The following is a 16,246-nucleotide window of genomic DNA, read 5'->3' on the forward strand; positions in this document are numbered from 1 at the left end:
CCGTTCCGAGCGAAACGGATCCACATCGTGGGTCCGTTTTTTTTGCGTCCTCATCGGCGCCTGCCTCGGGATTGCGATGAGCGGGTAACCGAATTTGCTTGACTGTAGTACTTTTCAGTTCCTAAATAGGTTTACATGATGCCATCATCTAGCATATAGTTGTTCATAACAAGAGAATAACTAGATTCGGAGGTGGAGCATGGCATTGCTGCGTCGTTGTCGCCTGCTGGTCCTGGTCGCCGGCTTGCCGGTCCCGGCATTCGCCCAGCAGCCTGCGCCGGAGGGGCCGGTCGCCCAGGTGGAAGTCAAGGGCGGGGCGGCGCGCTACGATCCGCGCCGCGACGACACTGCGGCGCGCTTCGTGCTCGGCCGCGAGGAGATCGCGCGCTATGGCGACACCAGCGTGTTCGACCTGTTCAAGCGCATTCCCGGCGTGACCGTGACGGTCGGCTCCGGACGCAAGGCCCAGGTCAGGATGCGCGGCCTGGGCGAGGGCTATACCCAGATCCTGCTGAACGGCGAACGCACCCCGGCCGGGTTCACGCTCGACAGCCTGGCGCCCGAAAGCATCGAACGCATCGAGGTGCTGCGCGCGGCCATGGCCGAGTTCCCGACCGAGTCGGTGGCCGGCACCATCAATATCGTGCTGCGCAAGAAGGCGCGCGCCCGCGAGCGCGAGCTCAAGCCGGGCTACCTGCTGTCGCGCGAGTTCCGCGGGCCGACCTTCAGCGCCCGGCTGGCGGACCGCGGCGAACGCTCCGCGTGGTCGTTCGCGGCCAGCGGCAACCATGACGCGCTCGCGCGCAGGTCCACCGCCAGCGAGCGCAATACGCGGCCGGACGGCGTCGTGGACATGCGCAGGGAGACGCTGCTGCGGGAAGCGGGGCGCATGAACCGCCTCAACCTGGAGCCGCGTTTCAGCTGGACGCTGGAGAACGGCGATACGCTCGCGTGGGAGACCCTGGTCAACGGCGGCGGCTTTCGCAACCATGGGCATGCGCTGGTGACCACCACGGCCGGCACCGCGCCGCCGGTGCCGGACCTGCATACCTTCGGCGAATTCGACGACAGGATGCTCAAGTCCGACCTGCGCTGGACGCGCGCCCTGGCGTCCGGCGCGAAGCTCGAGACCGGAATCGGCGCCGAAGGCGCGCGCCGCAAGTCCTTCGTGCGCCGCATCGGGGCCGACAGCCTGGGCCGCCTGGCGACGGACGGCGGCGTGCTGGCCGACACGCGGGAGAAGGGCGCGAGCAGCACCGGCAAGTACGCGCGCAGCTTCGACGGCGGGCACGTGCTGGCCCTGGGCTGGGACATCGGCGTCAACGCGAGCGAGGACCTGCGCGCCGAGCGCGACGCGATCCGGGCGCTGCCGCCCGGCCAGCCGCCCGAGGAAGACTTCGCCGCCCGGGTGGCGCGCGCCGCCGTCTACGCGCAGGACGAGTGGACGCTGACGCCGCGCTGGTCGGTCTATCTCGGCGCGCGCTGGGAAGGCGTGCGTACCCGGGTGAGCGGCAACACCTTCGCGCCGACCCGGGTGCGCTCGAGCGTCCTGAGCCCGATCTTCCAGACCCTGTGGAAGCTGCCGGGCAAGCAGGGAGAGCAGGAGGGCCAGGGCAGTCAATTGCGCCTGGCGCTGAGCCGCACCTACAAGGCGCCCGACCTGTACAGCCTCGTGCCGCGCCGCTCGGCCTGGGAAAACAACAGCGCCACCGAGGCCGATTACCAGGGCAACCCGGACCTGGAGCCGGAACTGGCCTGGGGCGTCGACGCCGCCTGGGAGCATTACTGGGCCGAAGGGGCCATGGTGTCGGTGAGTACCGCGCTGCGCCGCATCGACAACTACACCAGCAACCAGGTGTTCTTCGACGGCCTGCGCTGGATCTTCACGCCGGTGAACGCCGACCGCGCCGTCATGCGCAGCCTGGAGCTGGAGACGCGCTTTCCCTTGCGCGCGCTGGTCCGGGACGCGCCCGCCATCGACCTGCGCGCCGGCGTCGCCCGCAACTGGTCGCGGGTCGAATCGGTGCCCGGGCCGCACAACCGGATGGAGCAGCAGACACCCCTGAGCGCCAACCTCGGCATCGACTACAAGCGCGGCGCGCTGTCGGCCGGCGCCAGCCTCGCGCATCGCCGGGGCGGCGTCGTCCGGGTGGCGGCGAACCGCGGCTTCTACTCGGAAGCGCGGACCGACCTCGAGACCTACGCGGTATGGAAATTCACACCCGCGCTCCAGCTGCGCGCGGTGCTGTCGAACCTGCTCGGCGAGGACAACGCTTTCGGGCCGAGCTATACCGATCCCGGCGGCGCGACGGAAACGCGCGCCTGGCGTTATCCGGAGAGCGTCAAGCTGCGCACCACGCTGGAGATGACCTTCTAGGCCCGTTCACATGGCTTGCGCAGGCGCCGGCGCCGTCTCGATCCGCGTCAGCACCTGGGTGGCGACGCTGCCGTCCGGCGCGGTCACGCGCAGCTGCACCGGCATCCAGTCGTGCGCGGGCGCCAGCCACAGTTCCAGCCTGGCGCGGCGCGCTCCGGCAGGTTGGGCCAGTTCGGCCAGGCGCACCGTGGCCAGGGTGCCGGCGCCGGTCGCGAGCTGCTCGCTTCCCAGGACCTGGAAGCGCGCGACCCCGGCGCCGTCGGGACCGCCGACCACGATCTCGACCGTGTCCTGCATCTGCTCGGGCTGGGCCAGGCCGATGCCCGCCAGCTGCATCAGCACCGAGGCCTGGTCCTGGCTCCCCAGGTGCAGCGGCGCGCTGCCGGCGCCGCTGTCGAACGCGATCCGTCCGCGCGCGCGGTCGAAGCGGGTGATGCGGTCGCTGCCGTCGTCCTGGTGTTCGCTGGCCAGCAGCGGCGCGATGCCGGCGTCGTCGCCGCCGCCTTCGCTTTCCAGCAAGCCGAGCACGCCCTCGACGCGCAACTGGTAGCGCCCGTCCTCGGCTTCCCAGACGATCTGCGCCTCGCCCTCGCTGGCCGGCGGACGGCCGGGCCGGATGCGGCTGACGCTGTAGAGCAGGCGCGCCGAGGGCGGCATGCGCACCAGGTAGCGGCCGGGCATGCCTTGCGGCACGGCGCCGGCCGGGGCAGCGCTTGCCGATGCCGACGCCGATGCCGGCATGCCCGCGGATGGCGGCGCCGAAGGCGCGGGCAGCAGTGGCCGCAGCGGCGGCAGGGCAGGGGAAGGCGGCGGCGCCGCGCCTTCGGGTGGCGCAGCCGGCGCGCGCCGCGTGGCAGGCACAGGCGGCAAGGCCGGCGCGGCGGCCGTTTGCGGCTGGGCCGGGACCGGCGGCGCCGCGTCCGCCAGGCGCAGGGCGATCGTTCCCCCGGCCGCGTCGCGCTGCGCGACGACCAGGCGCGGCCCGATCCAGGCCAGGGCGAGCAGGTGCAGCAACAGGGACAGCCCGCACAGCGCCAGCAGGCGCCGGTGCCGGGCCAGGTGGACGGCGATCTTCATGGCGCTAGTGTAACGCTCTGAGAGCAATTGTCCACGATGCGAAGTCGACCGCCGGGGCGGGAATGGTCTTGATTTCGCGCAAGAGCGCGGCCGGGGCGATGCCGTAGATTGGTCAAATGCGTTGAAGAAATTTTGCGCGTTGCCGACATCGAGGGCCCTTATGACGATCATCCCGCTCATCCTAGCCGCGGCCGGCCCGGCCGTGTTCCCATCCCCCACCTGCGCCGTCCCATCATGCTCGCCCGTCTGAAGATCGGCCCCAAGCTGCTGCTGGCGCCGGCGGTCGTGCTGCTGCTGCTGGTGCTGCTCTCGAGCGGCGCCTGGTATGCGATGGTGCGGCAGAACGATTCGCTCGAAGTCATCGTCCACCAGCGCGCGGCCCACATGCGCGCCGCCAACGAGCTGGTGGTGGCGGCCCAGCGCGGCCATGCCCAGGTCTACCAGCTGCAGACCTGGATCGCCGGGAGCTTCCCGAAGAAGCGGATCGAGCCGCTGATCCGCGAGATCCACCGCCAGCACGCGGTCACCGAAAGCGGCCTGGCGCGGGTGGCGCGCATGACCCGGGCCGGCAGCGCCGAGCGCCGCTACGTCGACCAGGCGGTGGACGCCTACCGCGTGTACACGGCGGCCGTGCGCGACGTGCTCGAGATCGTGCGCGACGACCAGTCGATCGGGGCCAACGCCATGAGCAAGGCCGACAAGGCCTTCGCCGTGGTCGCGCAGCGCCTGACCGAGCTGTCGGAAATGGAGCAGGCGCTGTCGCGCGCGGCCTCGGACAGCGCGGCCGCCGATTTCCGCGTCATGACCTGGGCCATGCCGTGCGTGATCCTGCTGGCGGTGGGCGTGTCGCTGCGCATCACGATGGCGGTGCGGCGCGCGCTGCTGGCCGAGATCCGCGGCATCGGGGCGGCGGCGGTGGACCTGGCGAGCGGCGACCTGACCGTCAAGGAGCGTGTCTACGGCAACGACGAGATCGCCGAGACCTCGCGCGCGCTCGACGCCAGCATCCGCAACCTGAACTTCACGCTGCGCACCATCCTGGAATCGGCGCGCTCGATCGGCAGCGCCTCGCGCGACATTGCGCTGGGCAACCTGAACCTGACCACGCGCGCGGTGTTTCGCGCCAGTTCGCTCGAACACACGGCCACCTCGATGCAGGAGCTGGCCGCCACCGTCAACCAGACCGCCGACAGCGCCGAGGCCGCGAACCGCCTGGCCGCCTCGGCCTCCAGCGTGGCCCAGCAGGGCGAAAGCGTGGTCGACCGGCTGGTGACGACCATGGAGTCGGTCAAGGGCAGCGCGCGCCGCGTGGGCGACATCGTCGGCCAGATCGACGCGATCGCCAACGAGACCGGCACGCTGGCCCTGAACGCGGCGCTGGAGGCGGCGCGCGCCGGCGAGGGCGGGCGCGACTTCGCCCTGGTGGCGAGCGACGTGCGCTCGCTGGCGCTGCGCGCCGGCGCGGCGGCGCGCGAGATCCGCGAACTGGTGGCGCAATCGGTGGCCGAGATCGAGGGCGGCACCGCCTGGGCCGCCCAGGCCGGCAACAGCATGGCGACCATCGCCATGTCGGTGCAGCAGGTGGGCGACATCGTCAGCCGCATCAGCTCGGCCAGCGCCGAACAGGCCAGCGGCCTGAACGAAGTGAACGAGGCGATCGTGCAGATGGACCAGGTCACGCAGCGCAACTCGACGCTGGTGGAAGAAGCGGCGGACGCGGCGCGCACCCTGCAGATGCAGGCCCTGACGCTGTCGCGGGCGGTGGCGGCGTTCCGGCTGGACGAGGCGGTGACGGCGGCGCCGCCGCCGGCGCCCGAGAAGCACGAGAAGCAGAGCGCGGTGCGCAACTGGTCGCAATTGGTGACCGAGGCTGGCGCGCTGCCGCCGGGCGGCCCGGACCGGCGCAAGCACGCGCGGCCGCATCTGCACCTGGCGTCGCGGCGCGATTGACCGTAGGGTGGGCGGCTTCGCCGCCCACGCGTCGATTGCTAGCGCCTCCGGTATCGGGCTCGACGATCTTGATGCCGGCTATCACCGCGTGGGCGGGGGACCCGCCCACCCTACGATTCCCATAAAAAAAAGCCCCGCCGGCGCTTGCGCGCCGCGGGGCTTCGTCACATCAGGTCAGCGCAAATTATTCGTAATCGCTGATCGGCGCGCAGCCGCAGAACAGGTTGCGGTCGCCGTAGACGTTGTCGGCGCGGCCGACCGGCGGCCAGTACTTCTTCTTGCGCAGCGACGCCACCGGGAAGGCCGCCACCTCGCGGGTGTAGGTATGCTGCCAGTCGTCGGCGGTGACCACTTCCGCGGTGTGCGGGGCGCCCTTGAGCGGGTTGTCCATCTTGTCGTACTCGCCGCGCTCGACCTTCACGATCTCGGCGTGGATGGTGATCATCGCCTCGATGAAGCGATCCAGTTCCGCCTTCGATTCCGACTCGGTCGGCTCGATCATCAGCGTGCCCGGCACCGGGAAGCTCATGGTCGGGGCGTGGAAGCCGAAGTCCATCAGGCGCTTGGCCACGTCCTCGTTGCTGATGCCGGTCTTGTCCTGCAGCGGACGCAGGTCGATGATGCACTCGTGCGCGACCAGGCCGTCGTGGCCGGTGTAGAGCACCGGGTAGTGCGGGGCCAGGCGGCGCGCGATGTAGTTCGCGTTCAGGATCGCGGTCTCGGTGGCGGCGGTCAGGCCTTCCGCGCCCATCATCGCGATGTACATCCACGAGATCGGCAGGATCGAGGCCGAGCCGTAGGCCGCCGCGCTGACCGCGCCGATGCCGGCTTCGTTGCGGACATAACCCGTCGACAGTTGGTTCGGCAGGAACGGCGCCAGGTGGGCGCCGACGCCGATCGGGCCGACGCCGGGGCCGCCGCCGCCGTGCGGGATGCAGAAGGTCTTGTGCAGGTTCAGGTGGCTGACGTCGCCGCCGAACGCGCCCGGCGCGGCCACGCCGACCATCGCGTTCATGTTGGCGCCGTCCACGTACACCTGGCCGCCGTGCTGGTGCACGATCTCGCACAGTTCCTTGATGCCTTCCTCGAACACGCCGTGGGTCGACGGGTAGGTGACCATCACGCAGGCCAGGTCGCGGCTGTACTGCTCGGCCTTGGCCTTCAGGTCGGCCAGGTCGACGTTGCCGTTCTCGTCGCAGGCGGTGACCACGACCTTCATGCCGACCATGCTGGCCGAGGCCGGGTTGGTGCCGTGCGCCGACGACGGGATCAGGCAGACGTTGCGGTGGCCTTCGCCGCGCGATTCGTGGTATTTCTGGATGACGAGCAGGCCGGCGTATTCGCCCTGCGAGCCGGCGTTCGGCTGCAGCGAGATCGCGGCGTAGCCGGTGGCGGCGCACAGCATGGCTTCCAGCTGGGCGATCATCTCGCGGTAGCCGACGGTCTGGTCTTCCGGCGCGAACGGGTGGATGTTCGAGAACTCGGGCCAGGTGACCGGGATCATCTCCGAGGTCGCGTTCAGCTTCATGGTGCACGAGCCCAGCGGGATCATGGTGCGGTCCAGCGCAAGGTCCTTGTCCGCCAGCGAACGCAGGTAGCGCAGCATCTCGTGCTCGGCGTGGTAGCGGTGGAAGGTCGGGTGGGTCAGGTAGGCGCTGGTGCGGGCCAGAGCGGCCGGGTAGGCGTCCTGCACGTCGCTGTCCAGGGCGTCGATGTCCACGGTTTTTCCATTGCCGAAGATAGCGAACAGCAGGGCCAGGTCGTCGCGGGTGGTGGTCTCGTCCAGCGACACGCCGACGTGCTGGTCGTCGATGCGGCGCAGGTTGACGCCGGCGGCTTCGGCGGCGGCGTGCAGCGCCTGCGCGTCGCCCTTGACCGTCAGGGTGTCGAAATACGTGGTGTTCAGGACCTCGGCGCCGAGCGACTTCAGGCCGGCGGCCAGGATCGCGGCCTGGCGGTGCACGCGCTGGGCGATGCGCTTCAGGCCTTCCGGGCCGTGGTAGACCGCGTACATGCCTGCCATCACGGCCAGCAGCACCTGGGCGGTGCAGATGTTCGAGGTCGCCTTCTCGCGGCGGATGTGCTGTTCGCGGGTCTGCAGCGCCAGGCGGTAGGCCTGGTTGCCCTGCGCGTCGACGGTGACGCCGACCAGGCGGCCGGCCATGCTGCGCTTGTATTCGTCGCGGGTAGCCAGGTAGCCGGCGTGCGGGCCGCCGAAACCGAGCGGCACGCCGAAGCGCTGGCTGTTGCCGACGACCACGTCGGCGCCCCAGTCGCCCGGCGCGGCCAGCATGGTCAGGGCCAGCAGGTCGGCGGCAACCACCACCATCGCGCCCATCGCATGCAGGTGCTCGACGGCGGCGCGGTAGTCGCGCACTTCGCCGTTCACGCCCGGGTATTGCAGCAGCACGCCGAAGCACGACTCTTCCAGCTTCTCGATGTCGGCGGCAGCGACGACGCGCACTTCGACGCCGATCGGCTTGGCGCGGGTCTGGACCACTTCCAGGGTCTGCGGCAGCACGTCGTCGGCGACGACGAAGACCTTCGAGGCCGACTTGCCGACGCGCTGGAGCAGCGTCATCGCTTCGGCGGCGGCGGTGCCTTCGTCGAGCATCGACGAGTTGGCGATGCCCATGCCGGTGAGGTCGGTGATCATCTGCTGGAAGTTCAGGATCGCTTCCAGGCGGCCCTGCGAGATCTCCGGCTGGTACGGGGTGTAGGCGGTGTACCAGGCCGGGTTCTCGAAGATGTTGCGCAGGATGACCTTCGGGGTGTGGGTGCCGTAGTAGCCCTGGCCGATCATCGACTTCATGACCTTGTTCTTCGACGCCAGCGCCTTCAACGTGGCGAGCGCGTCTTCTTCGCTGCGCGGCTCGACGAACTGGCCCAGGTCCAGGACGTCCTTGCGGCGGATGTTCGCGGGGACGACGGCGTCGATCAGCGCGGCGCGCGATGCGTAGCCGAGGGTCGACAGCATCGCTGCCTGTTCGGATTCGGAGGGACCGATATGGCGCGGAATGAACGCGTCGCGTGCTTCAAGTTGGGTGAGGCTGGTGCGGGTCATGGTAGAGGCCAAAAGAGCTGGCGCGGGAAGCGCCGTGGGATTGGAATGTGGTGGTGCGGGGGTGGCGCCGGTACGTAGGGTGGGCGGCTATGCCGCCCACCCTACGGTGATCAATGATCGGTGGTCTTGCCGTAGGCGTCGGCGTCCATCAGGCCGTTGATCGCATTCGCGTCGCTCGGCTGCAGCTTGAACAGCCAGGCGCCGTAGGCGTCCTGGTTGATCGAGTCCGGGGCGTCGGCGACCGGCTGGTTGACGGCGGTAACGGTGCCCGAGACCGGCGCGTAGATGTCGCTGGCGGCTTTCACCGACTCGACCACGGCGGCGTCGTCGCCGGCGGTGAAGGCCTTGCCGACCTGCGGCAGTTCGACGAACACGATGTCGCCCAGGGCGTCCTGCGCGTATTCGGTGATGCCGACGGTCAGGGTACCGTCGGCTTCGAGACGGACCCACTCGTGGGACTCGGTGTATTTCAGGTCGGCTGGGATGTTCATTTAGGGGGCTCCTGGTTGGGATGAGGCGTAATTATAAGACTGGGATGTTCGATTCAGGCGGCCAGCACTTTGCCGTTGCGCACGAATGGCAGCTTGACCACGGAGGCGGCCAGCTTCTTGTCGCGGATCTCGACGTGCACGGTGTCGCCGACCTGCACGTCCATCGGGACGCGCGCCAGTGCGATCGCCTGCTGCATGGTCGGGCTGAAGGTGCCGCTGGTGATTTCGCCGGCGTTGCCGGAGGCGGCAATCACCTTCTGGTGGGCGCGCAGGATCCCGCCTTTTTCGCGCAGGATCAGGCCGACGAACTGGGTTTGCTGGCCTTTCGCCTGCAGCGCCGCCTTGCCGATGAAGTCGCGTTCCGAGGCCAGGTCGACGGTCCAGCCCAGGCCGGCGTCGAGCGGGTTGACCGATTCGTCCATGTCCTGGCCGTAGAGGTTCATGCCCGCTTCCAGGCGCAGGGTGTCGCGTGCGCCGAGGCCGGCCGGCTTGACGCCGGCGGCGACCAGGGCGTTCCAGAGGTTTTCCACCTGGGCCGTCGGCACGCCGATCTCGAAGCCGTCCTCGCCGGTGTAGCCGGTGCGCGCGACCATGGCTTCGCCGAAGGCGGTGTCGGCGACGATGGCGACGTTGAAGGGCTTCATGGCTTCGGTGGCGGCCTGGGCCTCGGGCAGCACCTGCCAGACCTTGGCGCGGGCGTTCGGGCCCTGCACGGCGACCAGGGCGATCGCGTTCTCGCCGTCGCGGCGCTGGGTGATCGCCAGGCCGCTGTTGGTGGCGTCGTTTTGCTGGCGCATCCAGGCCACGTCCTTCTCGGCGGTGCCGGCGTTGACGACCAGGCGGAACCAGTCTTCGCGGAAGAAGTAGACGATCAGGTCGTCGATCACGCCGCCCTCGGGATTCAGCATGGCCGAGTAGAGCGCCTTGCCCGGGGTCTGCAGCTTGTCGACGTTGTTGGCCAGCAGGCCGCGCAGGAAGGACCGCGCATTGGCGCCCTCGAGGTCGACCACGCACATGTGCGAGACGTCGAACATGCCGGCGTCGCTGCGCACGGCGTGGTGTTCTTCGATCTGCGAACCGTAGTTGACCGGCATGTCCCAACCGCCGAAATCGACCATCTTGGCGCCGAGTGCGCGGTGTGCGGAATTGAGCGGGGTCGCTTTGAGCGTCATGGTGTCCTCAGGGCAGAAGTATAAGGGAGCGGCACGCCGCCGCGGTGCGGCCCTGCGTGCGCTGCGCGCCCCTCTGTCCTTGGTACCTGAGAGATAGCGGATGTCCGCCTGCCCCTTCGGTGGGCCGGTCTGTTCGCCGGGCCGCTCTCCAGAGTTGGTCCGGCCCGCATCGCGCGCCGACCCCTGACCGGTCCTTTTGCCTGAGAGTTTTCGGGTGATGCCCCTTCGGCGGCAGCGTGGTGCTGCGCTCTCCCGGTCAAGACCCCGGAGAATATGCGAGCCTTGAACCGCTGTCAACAAATGGACCCGATAAACCTACTGCGCGTCGGATTGTCACCCTACGATGCTCGCTGTACTCAAGTACAGCTGCGCTTCTCAGGCGACACTCCTTCCGCTCGCTACGGTTTCTCGGGTCCATTTGGATGCAGGCAGAGGCCTGCGCACCGTTGGCGTGCATGCGCGCGGGCTTTTTGCTCCATTTGTTACACTGGGGCCGTCACTTTTCGGGTAAGAAGACTATGAGCGAAGATCAAACCAAACACGAGAAGGAAGCCTGGTTCACGCTGTCGGGCGACGTCAACAGCGACATGGTGCACCGGGTGTTCGAGGCGGTCGGCCACATGACCGAGGATGGGATCGAGCGGGCCCACGTGCTGGTGCAGTCGAACGGCGGCTACGTCAGCGACGGGCTGTGCCTGTACAACTTCCTGTCGAACTCGCCTGTCGAGTTCGTGATGTACAACGGCGGGGCGGTGGCCTCGATCGCCGTCATCATGTACCTGGCCGGCACCCGGCGCTATGCCAGCGAGACGGCGCGTTTCATGGTGCACAAGTCGCACGCGACCGCGTCCCCGGGCTCGCGTCCCGATGCGCTCAACATCATCGTCGAGGGCCTGCGCGCCGACGACGCGCGCACCGAATCCATCCTGCGCAGGCACATCGAGCTGACGCCGGACCAGTGGGCCATTCACCAGTACTCCGACCTGCACCTGAACTCGCGCGACGCCAAGACCGCGCGCATGATCGACGACGTTGCCGATTTCGCGCCGCCGAAGGGAGCGATCCTGCGCAATATCTGAAGGAGCGTCCCGCGCGGCCGGCACGGCTGTCACCGCTTCGGCGGTAAAGGCCGTTGTCGGCCTTTTTTTATTGGCGCTATCGCCGCTACGCGTTGGACAGGGCAGTGCCGCTTGCAGCAAGCCTTTTTGCGAGCCGGGGAAACGGTGCGCCAATTCCGGAACATTTTATTGGTAATCATTTCATGCAAATAATATTTGCAGTCGAGTTAACTCGACAATAAAATATTTGCATATTTCCCGCTTCTTGCAAATGTCGATATATTCCGCAAATCGGGAAAAAGAAACCGATACAAAGAAGCCGATAAAAAGAAACCAGGAATGATAAAAGCCCGGTGCGCATGAGCGTCCCGGGCTTTTATGCGTCCGCCGTCGCGTCAGCAGACGGAGGCAAGCGAATTAACGCTTGTTGTCGTTCTTGTGGCTTTGACGGCCGGCTTCGGCGTGCTGCTCCGGGGTGCCGCCGCGCATGCCCGAACCCGAGCCCGAACGGGAACCCGAGCCCGAACCGGACTGCTTGTTGCCGTCGTTCTTGTGGCTCTGGCGGCCGGCTTCGGCGTGCTGCTCAGGCGTGCCGCCGCGCATGCCGGAACCCGAGCCCGAGCGCGAACCCGAGCCCGAACCGGATTGCTTGTTTCCGTCGTTCTTGTGGCTCTGACGACCGGCTTCCGCGTGCTGCTCCGGGGTACCGCCTTGCGTGCGTTTTTGATTCGAGGCCATGATTATTCCTTTCAATGTTGAATTACATTTACTCGCCGAACAACTGCTCTTTGAGATAAGTGAGCAGTTGATTCGGTAGTGCAATCATGCGATCCATACTGCTGAACCGGTATCGGATGATCGCCAGAGTCCGTGTAGGAAAGACTCCTACACATTAAAAATAACCATTTCCCCGCATAGTTCAATCTAATTCGCGCGTTCAAATTAAAACTCTTTAAAACTCTTCCCAGTCCGCGTCGGATTTGGCCGGGCTGCGCCGCGCCGGCCGCGCCGTCCTGGCAGCGGCCGCGGCGGCAGGGCGCGGCGTCGGCACCGGACGCAGCGCCGGCTTGCCAGCGATCCGCGCCGGCGCCGGGCTGGCGGCGGCCCTGGAAACGGCGGGCTCGGCCAGCACGAAGCCGCTGGTGGCGCGCCCCAGCGCCGTGGCCTGGACGCGCACCGACGCGGCGGCGGCGGCCGACTGCTCGACCAGGGCCGCGTTCTGCTGGGTGGCCTGGTCCATCGCGGCGATCGCGCCGTTCACCTGCTCGATGCCGGCGGTCTGTTCCAGGCTGGCGTCGGCGATCTCGGCGATGATGCCGGTCACGCGCTTGACGCTGCCGACCACTTCCTCCATCGTCTTGCCGGCGCGGTCGACCAGCGCGCTGCCGGCGTCGACCTTGGCCACCGAGTCGTCGATCAGCGCCTTGATTTCCTTGGCCGCGGCGGCCGAGCGCTGGGCCAGGCTGCGCACCTCCGAGGCCTCGACCGCGAAGCCGCGTCCCTGTTCGCCGGCGCGCGCCGCCTCCACGGCGGCATTCAGTGCCAGGATGTTGGTCTGGAAGGCGATGCTGTCGATCACGCCGATGATCTCGGCGATCCGCTTCGACGAGTCGTTGATCGAGGCCATGGTGTCGACCACGTCGAGCACCACCTGGCCGCCCTTGACCGCCACTTCCGAGGCCGAGATCGCCAGCCTGCTGGCCTGGTGCGCATGCTCCGCGTTCTGGCGCACGGTCGTGGTGAGTTCCTCCATCGACGACGCCGTTTCTTCCAGCGAGGCGGCCTGCTGTTCGGTGCGGTTCGACAAGTCCAGGTTGCCGCTGGCGATTTCGCCGCTGCCGCTGCCGATCTGCTCGGCGCCGGCGCGTACCTCGGCCACCATCGCCGCGATCTTGCCGCCCAGGCCGGCCAGGGCGTCCATCAGCTTGCCGGCTTCGCCCGGCTGGACGTTCTCGGCGCGCACCCGCAGGTCGCCGTCGAGCAGGCGCCGCGCCAGCTGGGCCGCTTCCCGCAGCGATTGGGTCGTTTCCCGCGCCAGCCAGAGCGACAGCGCCACCGCCAGTCCCAGGCCGGCGGCGAGCGGCAGCACCACGGCGGCGCGCAGCGGCGAGCTTCCGGCCGGCGTCGCCAGCAGCATCTGCGCGGCGAAGACGGCATAAAGCAGGGCAAACGCGGCATGGATTTTCAGCCGGCTGTCGAGTTGGCGTATGAACTTCATGAGGCGCTCCTGGCGAGGTGGGGATGGGGTGGACTTTGCTTGACCTTGTTATGTTAGGGAAAGGAAATGTCGCGAATTTGTCTAAGCTCAACAGAAAAGATGCCGTTAAGATACTCAGGCCCGGGACGCCGCAGGGCTGCCGCACGCGCGCACAAGGAAACGCCGCGGTTTCCGGCATCCCGCTATTGCCATGTGGCAATAATGTGTAACAATGGCAGGGATGGCGCCCGCCTGCCGAAGGATTTCACCATGGCCCACGCTAGTACCGAGACATCCAGCACCCGCTCGCTCCCCGCGCCGCCGCGCGAGGTGCTGCTCGACCTCGTCCGTGCGGCGGCGAGCGGAGCGGGCGAGCAGCTGGGCGGCATGGTCAACCGGCTGGCGACGGTCCTGCTCGACATGACCACGGCCGGCAACGATGCCCAGCTGGTCTACCGGCGCACCCGCGCCGGCAATCTCCTCAAGAGCAATTCCTACGCCTTCATCCACCTGGCGGGCCAGGCCCTCGAGCGCGCGCTCGAGCAGGCGGGCGCCGAGCTGGTCCCGGCCAGGGCTCCGACCGCCGGCCTGGACGATCTGAGCCTGGTGCCGCTGGAGGTCATGGACACGCGGGTTGCCTTCGGCGCCCTGTGCCGTCCGTTCGAGATCGCGCACTCCGAAGTGCTGGCCAGCCTGTGCGTGCGCCTCGGCCTGCTGCTCGGGCGCGAGGTGCTGCGTCCGAACCAGAATCCGCTGCGCCCTGAGGTCTTCCTGACCGCGGTGCACGAGGCCTGGTGCGAATTCGAACCGGATGCAGGTTCGCACGAGCTGCTGCTGCCCCTGCTGCGGCCCGATCTCTTCCTCGACCTGGGCGAACTGCTGGAGGCGGCCGACAAGACCCTGCGCGCCCATGGCAAGCAGGCGCGCGAGCGCTTCCACATCCGCAAGACCGACGACACGGCGGCGGCGCGCGCCCGGCGCTCCGGCATGGACGCGGCGCTGGCCCAGCAGTTGCGCAAGCTGCTGGGAGATGCCGAGGGCGAGCCGGCGGCACCCCTGGTCCCGGAATTGCCGCACATGCCGCAGGGCAGCGGCTGGCGCCCGAGCGCCGCGGCCGGTTTCGCCATGGCCGCGCCCGCTGACGCTGGCGCCGGCGGTACGACGGAGCAGCCGGCGGCGCCGGCCGGGCAGCCGTTCGCGCGGGTGGCGCCGCAGGCCGGCCCGGGCCAGGGCGTGCTGGCGCCGGCAGGCGTCGCGCCCGCCGGAGTTGTCGCGCCGGGCGCTGCGCCGGCCGGTGTGCCGCTGTTCATGGTGGCGGGGCAGGGTAGCGCCGCGGCGCCTGGCCTGGCGGCCGCGGTTCCGGGTGGTCCGGCTACGATAGGCGCGGCGGGCGCGGTCCCGGCGGCCGGCTTCGTGGCGCCGGTTGCGGGCGCCGCCGCGAGCGCTCAGGTACTCGTGGCCGCCGGACTGTCCGGCCAGCCGGGCGCGCCGCAGGCGCATGCCGGCAATCTGCTCGACCTGCTCGCCGCGATCGAGCTGGCCGCGCCGGGTACGCCGGCGCCGGCCGCTATGGCAGGCGCCAGCGCAGGCACGGGCGCTGCCCCGCACCAGGTGTTCTACCTGCCGCGCCTGAAGCAAAGCCTGCCCCAGGGCAGCCTGTCGCGCGGCGAGGAAAACACGCTCGACCTGCTCTCGCGCATCTTCGAGACCGTGCTGCTGGACGAGAGCATTCCGCCTGAAACGCGCGAATTGATCCGCTTCCTGCAGGTGCCGGTGCTGAAGGCGGCCCTGCTCGACCAGAGCTTCTTTTTCGAGGAGATGCATCCGGCGCGGCGCATGATCGACCTGCTCTCGCGCATGGGCTGGGAGCAGCGCCAGGCCCAGGACGATCCGGTCGTGCAGGCGATGCGGCGCGGGGTCGACCGCATCGGCCGCGAGCCGGGCGCCGAGCCGCAGGCCTTTGCCGCGGCGGTGGCCGAGGTCGAGGCCGAGCTGGCGGCCGAGGAGCGGGCCGCCGAGGCGGCCATCGCCCAGCCGATCGCGCGCGCCACCAAAATCGAAAAGCAGACGGTGGCGGCGCGCTCGGCGCGCCGGGCCGTCGAGCAGCGCTTGGGCGACGGCGCCCTGGTGGCCGTGGTGTCGCAGTTCCTCGAACGCCGCTGGGTCGACGTGCTGACCTTTGCCCACCTGATCGACGAGGAGCGCCCGGGCGCGGTCGACAACGCGACCCGCGCCATGGACGACCTGGTCTGGACCGTGAAGCCGAAGGCGACCCAGGAGCAGAGAAAGGCCCTGATCGCGAAGCTGCCGCCGCTGCTGACCACGCTGAACAAGTGGCTCGATGCGATCAAGTGGCAGGACGCCGACCGCCTGCAGTTCTTCGCCGAGCTGGCCGAATGCCACCTGCAGATCGTGCGCGCGCCGCTCGAACTCTCGCCCGAGCGCCAGCTGGAACTGGCGGTGGAAGCGGCCCAGCAGGACGCGCTGCGCCGCATCGCCCAGGAGCAGGCCGCGGCCGCGCAGGACGAGCCGGCGGACCAGGACGATGCGAGCAGCCAGGTCGACGACCTGGAGCGCGGCATGCGCCTCGAATTCGCCGAGCCCGACGGCAGCGTGCGCAAGGTCAAGCTGGCCTGGGTCAGCCCGCGCCGCACGCTCTTCATCTTCTCGACTGGCCCGCGCCAGGAAGCCTTTTCGCTGCCGGCCGAAAAGCTGGTCGAGGCCTTCCGCAGCGGCAGCGTCACCCTGGTCGCGATGGAAGGCGTCGTCGGCCGCGTGCTGACCGAGGCGATGCGCGAGGCGGTCAACGACCCGGCGCCGCTGTCGGCGCTGGCCTGAACGGCAAGGGTGTACTGCTAGA

Annotated in this window: 10 protein-coding genes and 2 riboswitches; of the genes, 4 read left to right on the plus strand and 6 right to left on the minus strand. The window is 68.9% G+C overall.

What is annotated here, in order from left to right:
* Positions 1-199: 199 nt before the first annotated feature.
* Complete coding sequence (locus RT688_RS14895; RefSeq protein ID WP_313705634.1) at positions 200-2,377, plus strand: TonB-dependent receptor domain-containing protein; 2,178 nt, start codon at positions 200-202, stop codon at positions 2,375-2,377.
* 6 nt (positions 2,378-2,383) lie between these two features.
* Here RT688_RS14895 and RT688_RS14900 read toward each other — a convergent pair whose 3' ends face one another.
* Positions 2,384-3,454 carry a DUF3108 domain-containing protein gene (locus tag RT688_RS14900; RefSeq protein WP_313705635.1) on the minus strand — a complete coding sequence of 357 codons (1,071 nt, stop codon included), beginning with the start codon at positions 3,452-3,454 and terminating at the stop codon, positions 2,384-2,386.
* Positions 3,455-3,688: 234 nt separating this feature from the next.
* Here RT688_RS14900 and RT688_RS14905 point away from each other — a divergent pair, with 234 nt between their 5' ends.
* Positions 3,689-5,404, plus strand: coding sequence for a methyl-accepting chemotaxis protein (locus tag RT688_RS14905; RefSeq protein ID WP_313705636.1), 1,716 nt, complete (start codon positions 3,689-3,691; stop codon positions 5,402-5,404).
* Between the two features lie 184 nt (positions 5,405-5,588).
* Here RT688_RS14905 and gcvP read toward each other — a convergent pair whose 3' ends face one another.
* The 3 genes from gcvP to gcvT form a co-directional block, all read right to left on the minus strand.
* Positions 5,589-8,468: an aminomethyl-transferring glycine dehydrogenase gene (gcvP, locus tag RT688_RS14910; RefSeq protein WP_313705637.1), complete on the minus strand. Its 2,880-nt coding sequence runs from the start codon at positions 8,466-8,468 to the stop codon at positions 5,589-5,591.
* A 110-nt stretch (positions 8,469-8,578) separates the two neighbouring features.
* Positions 8,579-8,959, minus strand: coding sequence for a glycine cleavage system protein GcvH (gene gcvH / locus RT688_RS14915; RefSeq protein WP_313705638.1), 381 nt, complete (start codon positions 8,957-8,959; stop codon positions 8,579-8,581).
* A 53-nt stretch (positions 8,960-9,012) separates the two neighbouring features.
* Positions 9,013-10,131 carry a glycine cleavage system aminomethyltransferase GcvT gene (gcvT, locus tag RT688_RS14920; protein WP_313705639.1) on the minus strand — a complete coding sequence of 373 codons (1,119 nt, stop codon included), beginning with the start codon at positions 10,129-10,131 and terminating at the stop codon, positions 9,013-9,015.
* Positions 10,132-10,194: 63 nt separating this feature from the next.
* Positions 10,195-10,293, minus strand: a riboswitch (glycine riboswitch).
* A 16-nt stretch (positions 10,294-10,309) separates the two neighbouring features.
* Positions 10,310-10,396: riboswitch (glycine riboswitch) on the minus strand.
* 253 nt (positions 10,397-10,649) lie between these two features.
* Here gcvT and RT688_RS14925 point away from each other — a divergent pair.
* A complete protein-coding gene (locus tag RT688_RS14925) occupies positions 10,650-11,210 on the plus strand; it encodes an ATP-dependent Clp protease proteolytic subunit (RefSeq protein ID WP_313705640.1) in 561 nt (186 codons plus the stop codon).
* A gap of 396 nt (positions 11,211-11,606) precedes the next feature.
* On the opposite strand, the gene RT688_RS14930 is transcribed toward RT688_RS14925, so the two are convergent.
* Positions 11,607-11,927, minus strand: a complete 321-nt coding sequence (locus tag RT688_RS14930) for a hypothetical protein (RefSeq protein ID WP_313705641.1) — start codon at positions 11,925-11,927, stop codon at positions 11,607-11,609.
* 214 nt (positions 11,928-12,141) lie between these two features.
* Positions 12,142-13,407 carry a methyl-accepting chemotaxis protein gene (locus RT688_RS14935; protein WP_313705642.1) on the minus strand — a complete coding sequence of 422 codons (1,266 nt, stop codon included), beginning with the start codon at positions 13,405-13,407 and terminating at the stop codon, positions 12,142-12,144.
* A 249-nt stretch (positions 13,408-13,656) separates the two neighbouring features.
* Here RT688_RS14935 and RT688_RS14940 point away from each other — a divergent pair, with 249 nt between their 5' ends.
* Complete coding sequence (locus RT688_RS14940) at positions 13,657-16,224, plus strand: DUF1631 family protein (protein WP_313705643.1); 2,568 nt, start codon at positions 13,657-13,659, stop codon at positions 16,222-16,224.
* Positions 16,225-16,246: the final 22 nt, after the last annotated feature.

This window comes from Massilia sp. (genome assembly GCF_032106685.1).
Taxonomy (GTDB): Bacteria; Pseudomonadota; Gammaproteobacteria; order Burkholderiales; family Burkholderiaceae_D; genus Telluria.

Bases quoted from the DNA above. Each gene is read 5' to 3' on its own strand.
- RT688_RS14895 (WP_313705634.1), top strand. From the start codon at position 200: ATGGCATTGCTGCGTCGTTGTCGCCTGCTGGTCCTGGTCGCCGGCTTG.
- RT688_RS14900 (WP_313705635.1), bottom strand. From the start codon at position 3,454: ATGAAGATCGCCGTCCACCTGGCCCGGCACCGGCGCCTGCTGGCGCTG.
- RT688_RS14905 (WP_313705636.1), top strand. From the start codon at position 3,689: ATGCTCGCCCGTCTGAAGATCGGCCCCAAGCTGCTGCTGGCGCCGGCG.
- gcvP (WP_313705637.1), bottom strand. From the start codon at position 8,468: ATGACCCGCACCAGCCTCACCCAACTTGAAGCACGCGACGCGTTCATT.
- gcvH (WP_313705638.1), bottom strand. From the start codon at position 8,959: ATGAACATCCCAGCCGACCTGAAATACACCGAGTCCCACGAGTGGGTC.
- gcvT (WP_313705639.1), bottom strand. From the start codon at position 10,131: ATGACGCTCAAAGCGACCCCGCTCAATTCCGCACACCGCGCACTCGGC.
- RT688_RS14925 (WP_313705640.1), top strand. From the start codon at position 10,650: ATGAGCGAAGATCAAACCAAACACGAGAAGGAAGCCTGGTTCACGCTG.
- RT688_RS14930 (WP_313705641.1), bottom strand. From the start codon at position 11,927: ATGGCCTCGAATCAAAAACGCACGCAAGGCGGTACCCCGGAGCAGCAC.
- RT688_RS14935 (WP_313705642.1), bottom strand. From the start codon at position 13,407: ATGAAGTTCATACGCCAACTCGACAGCCGGCTGAAAATCCATGCCGCG.
- RT688_RS14940 (WP_313705643.1), top strand. From the start codon at position 13,657: ATGGCCCACGCTAGTACCGAGACATCCAGCACCCGCTCGCTCCCCGCG.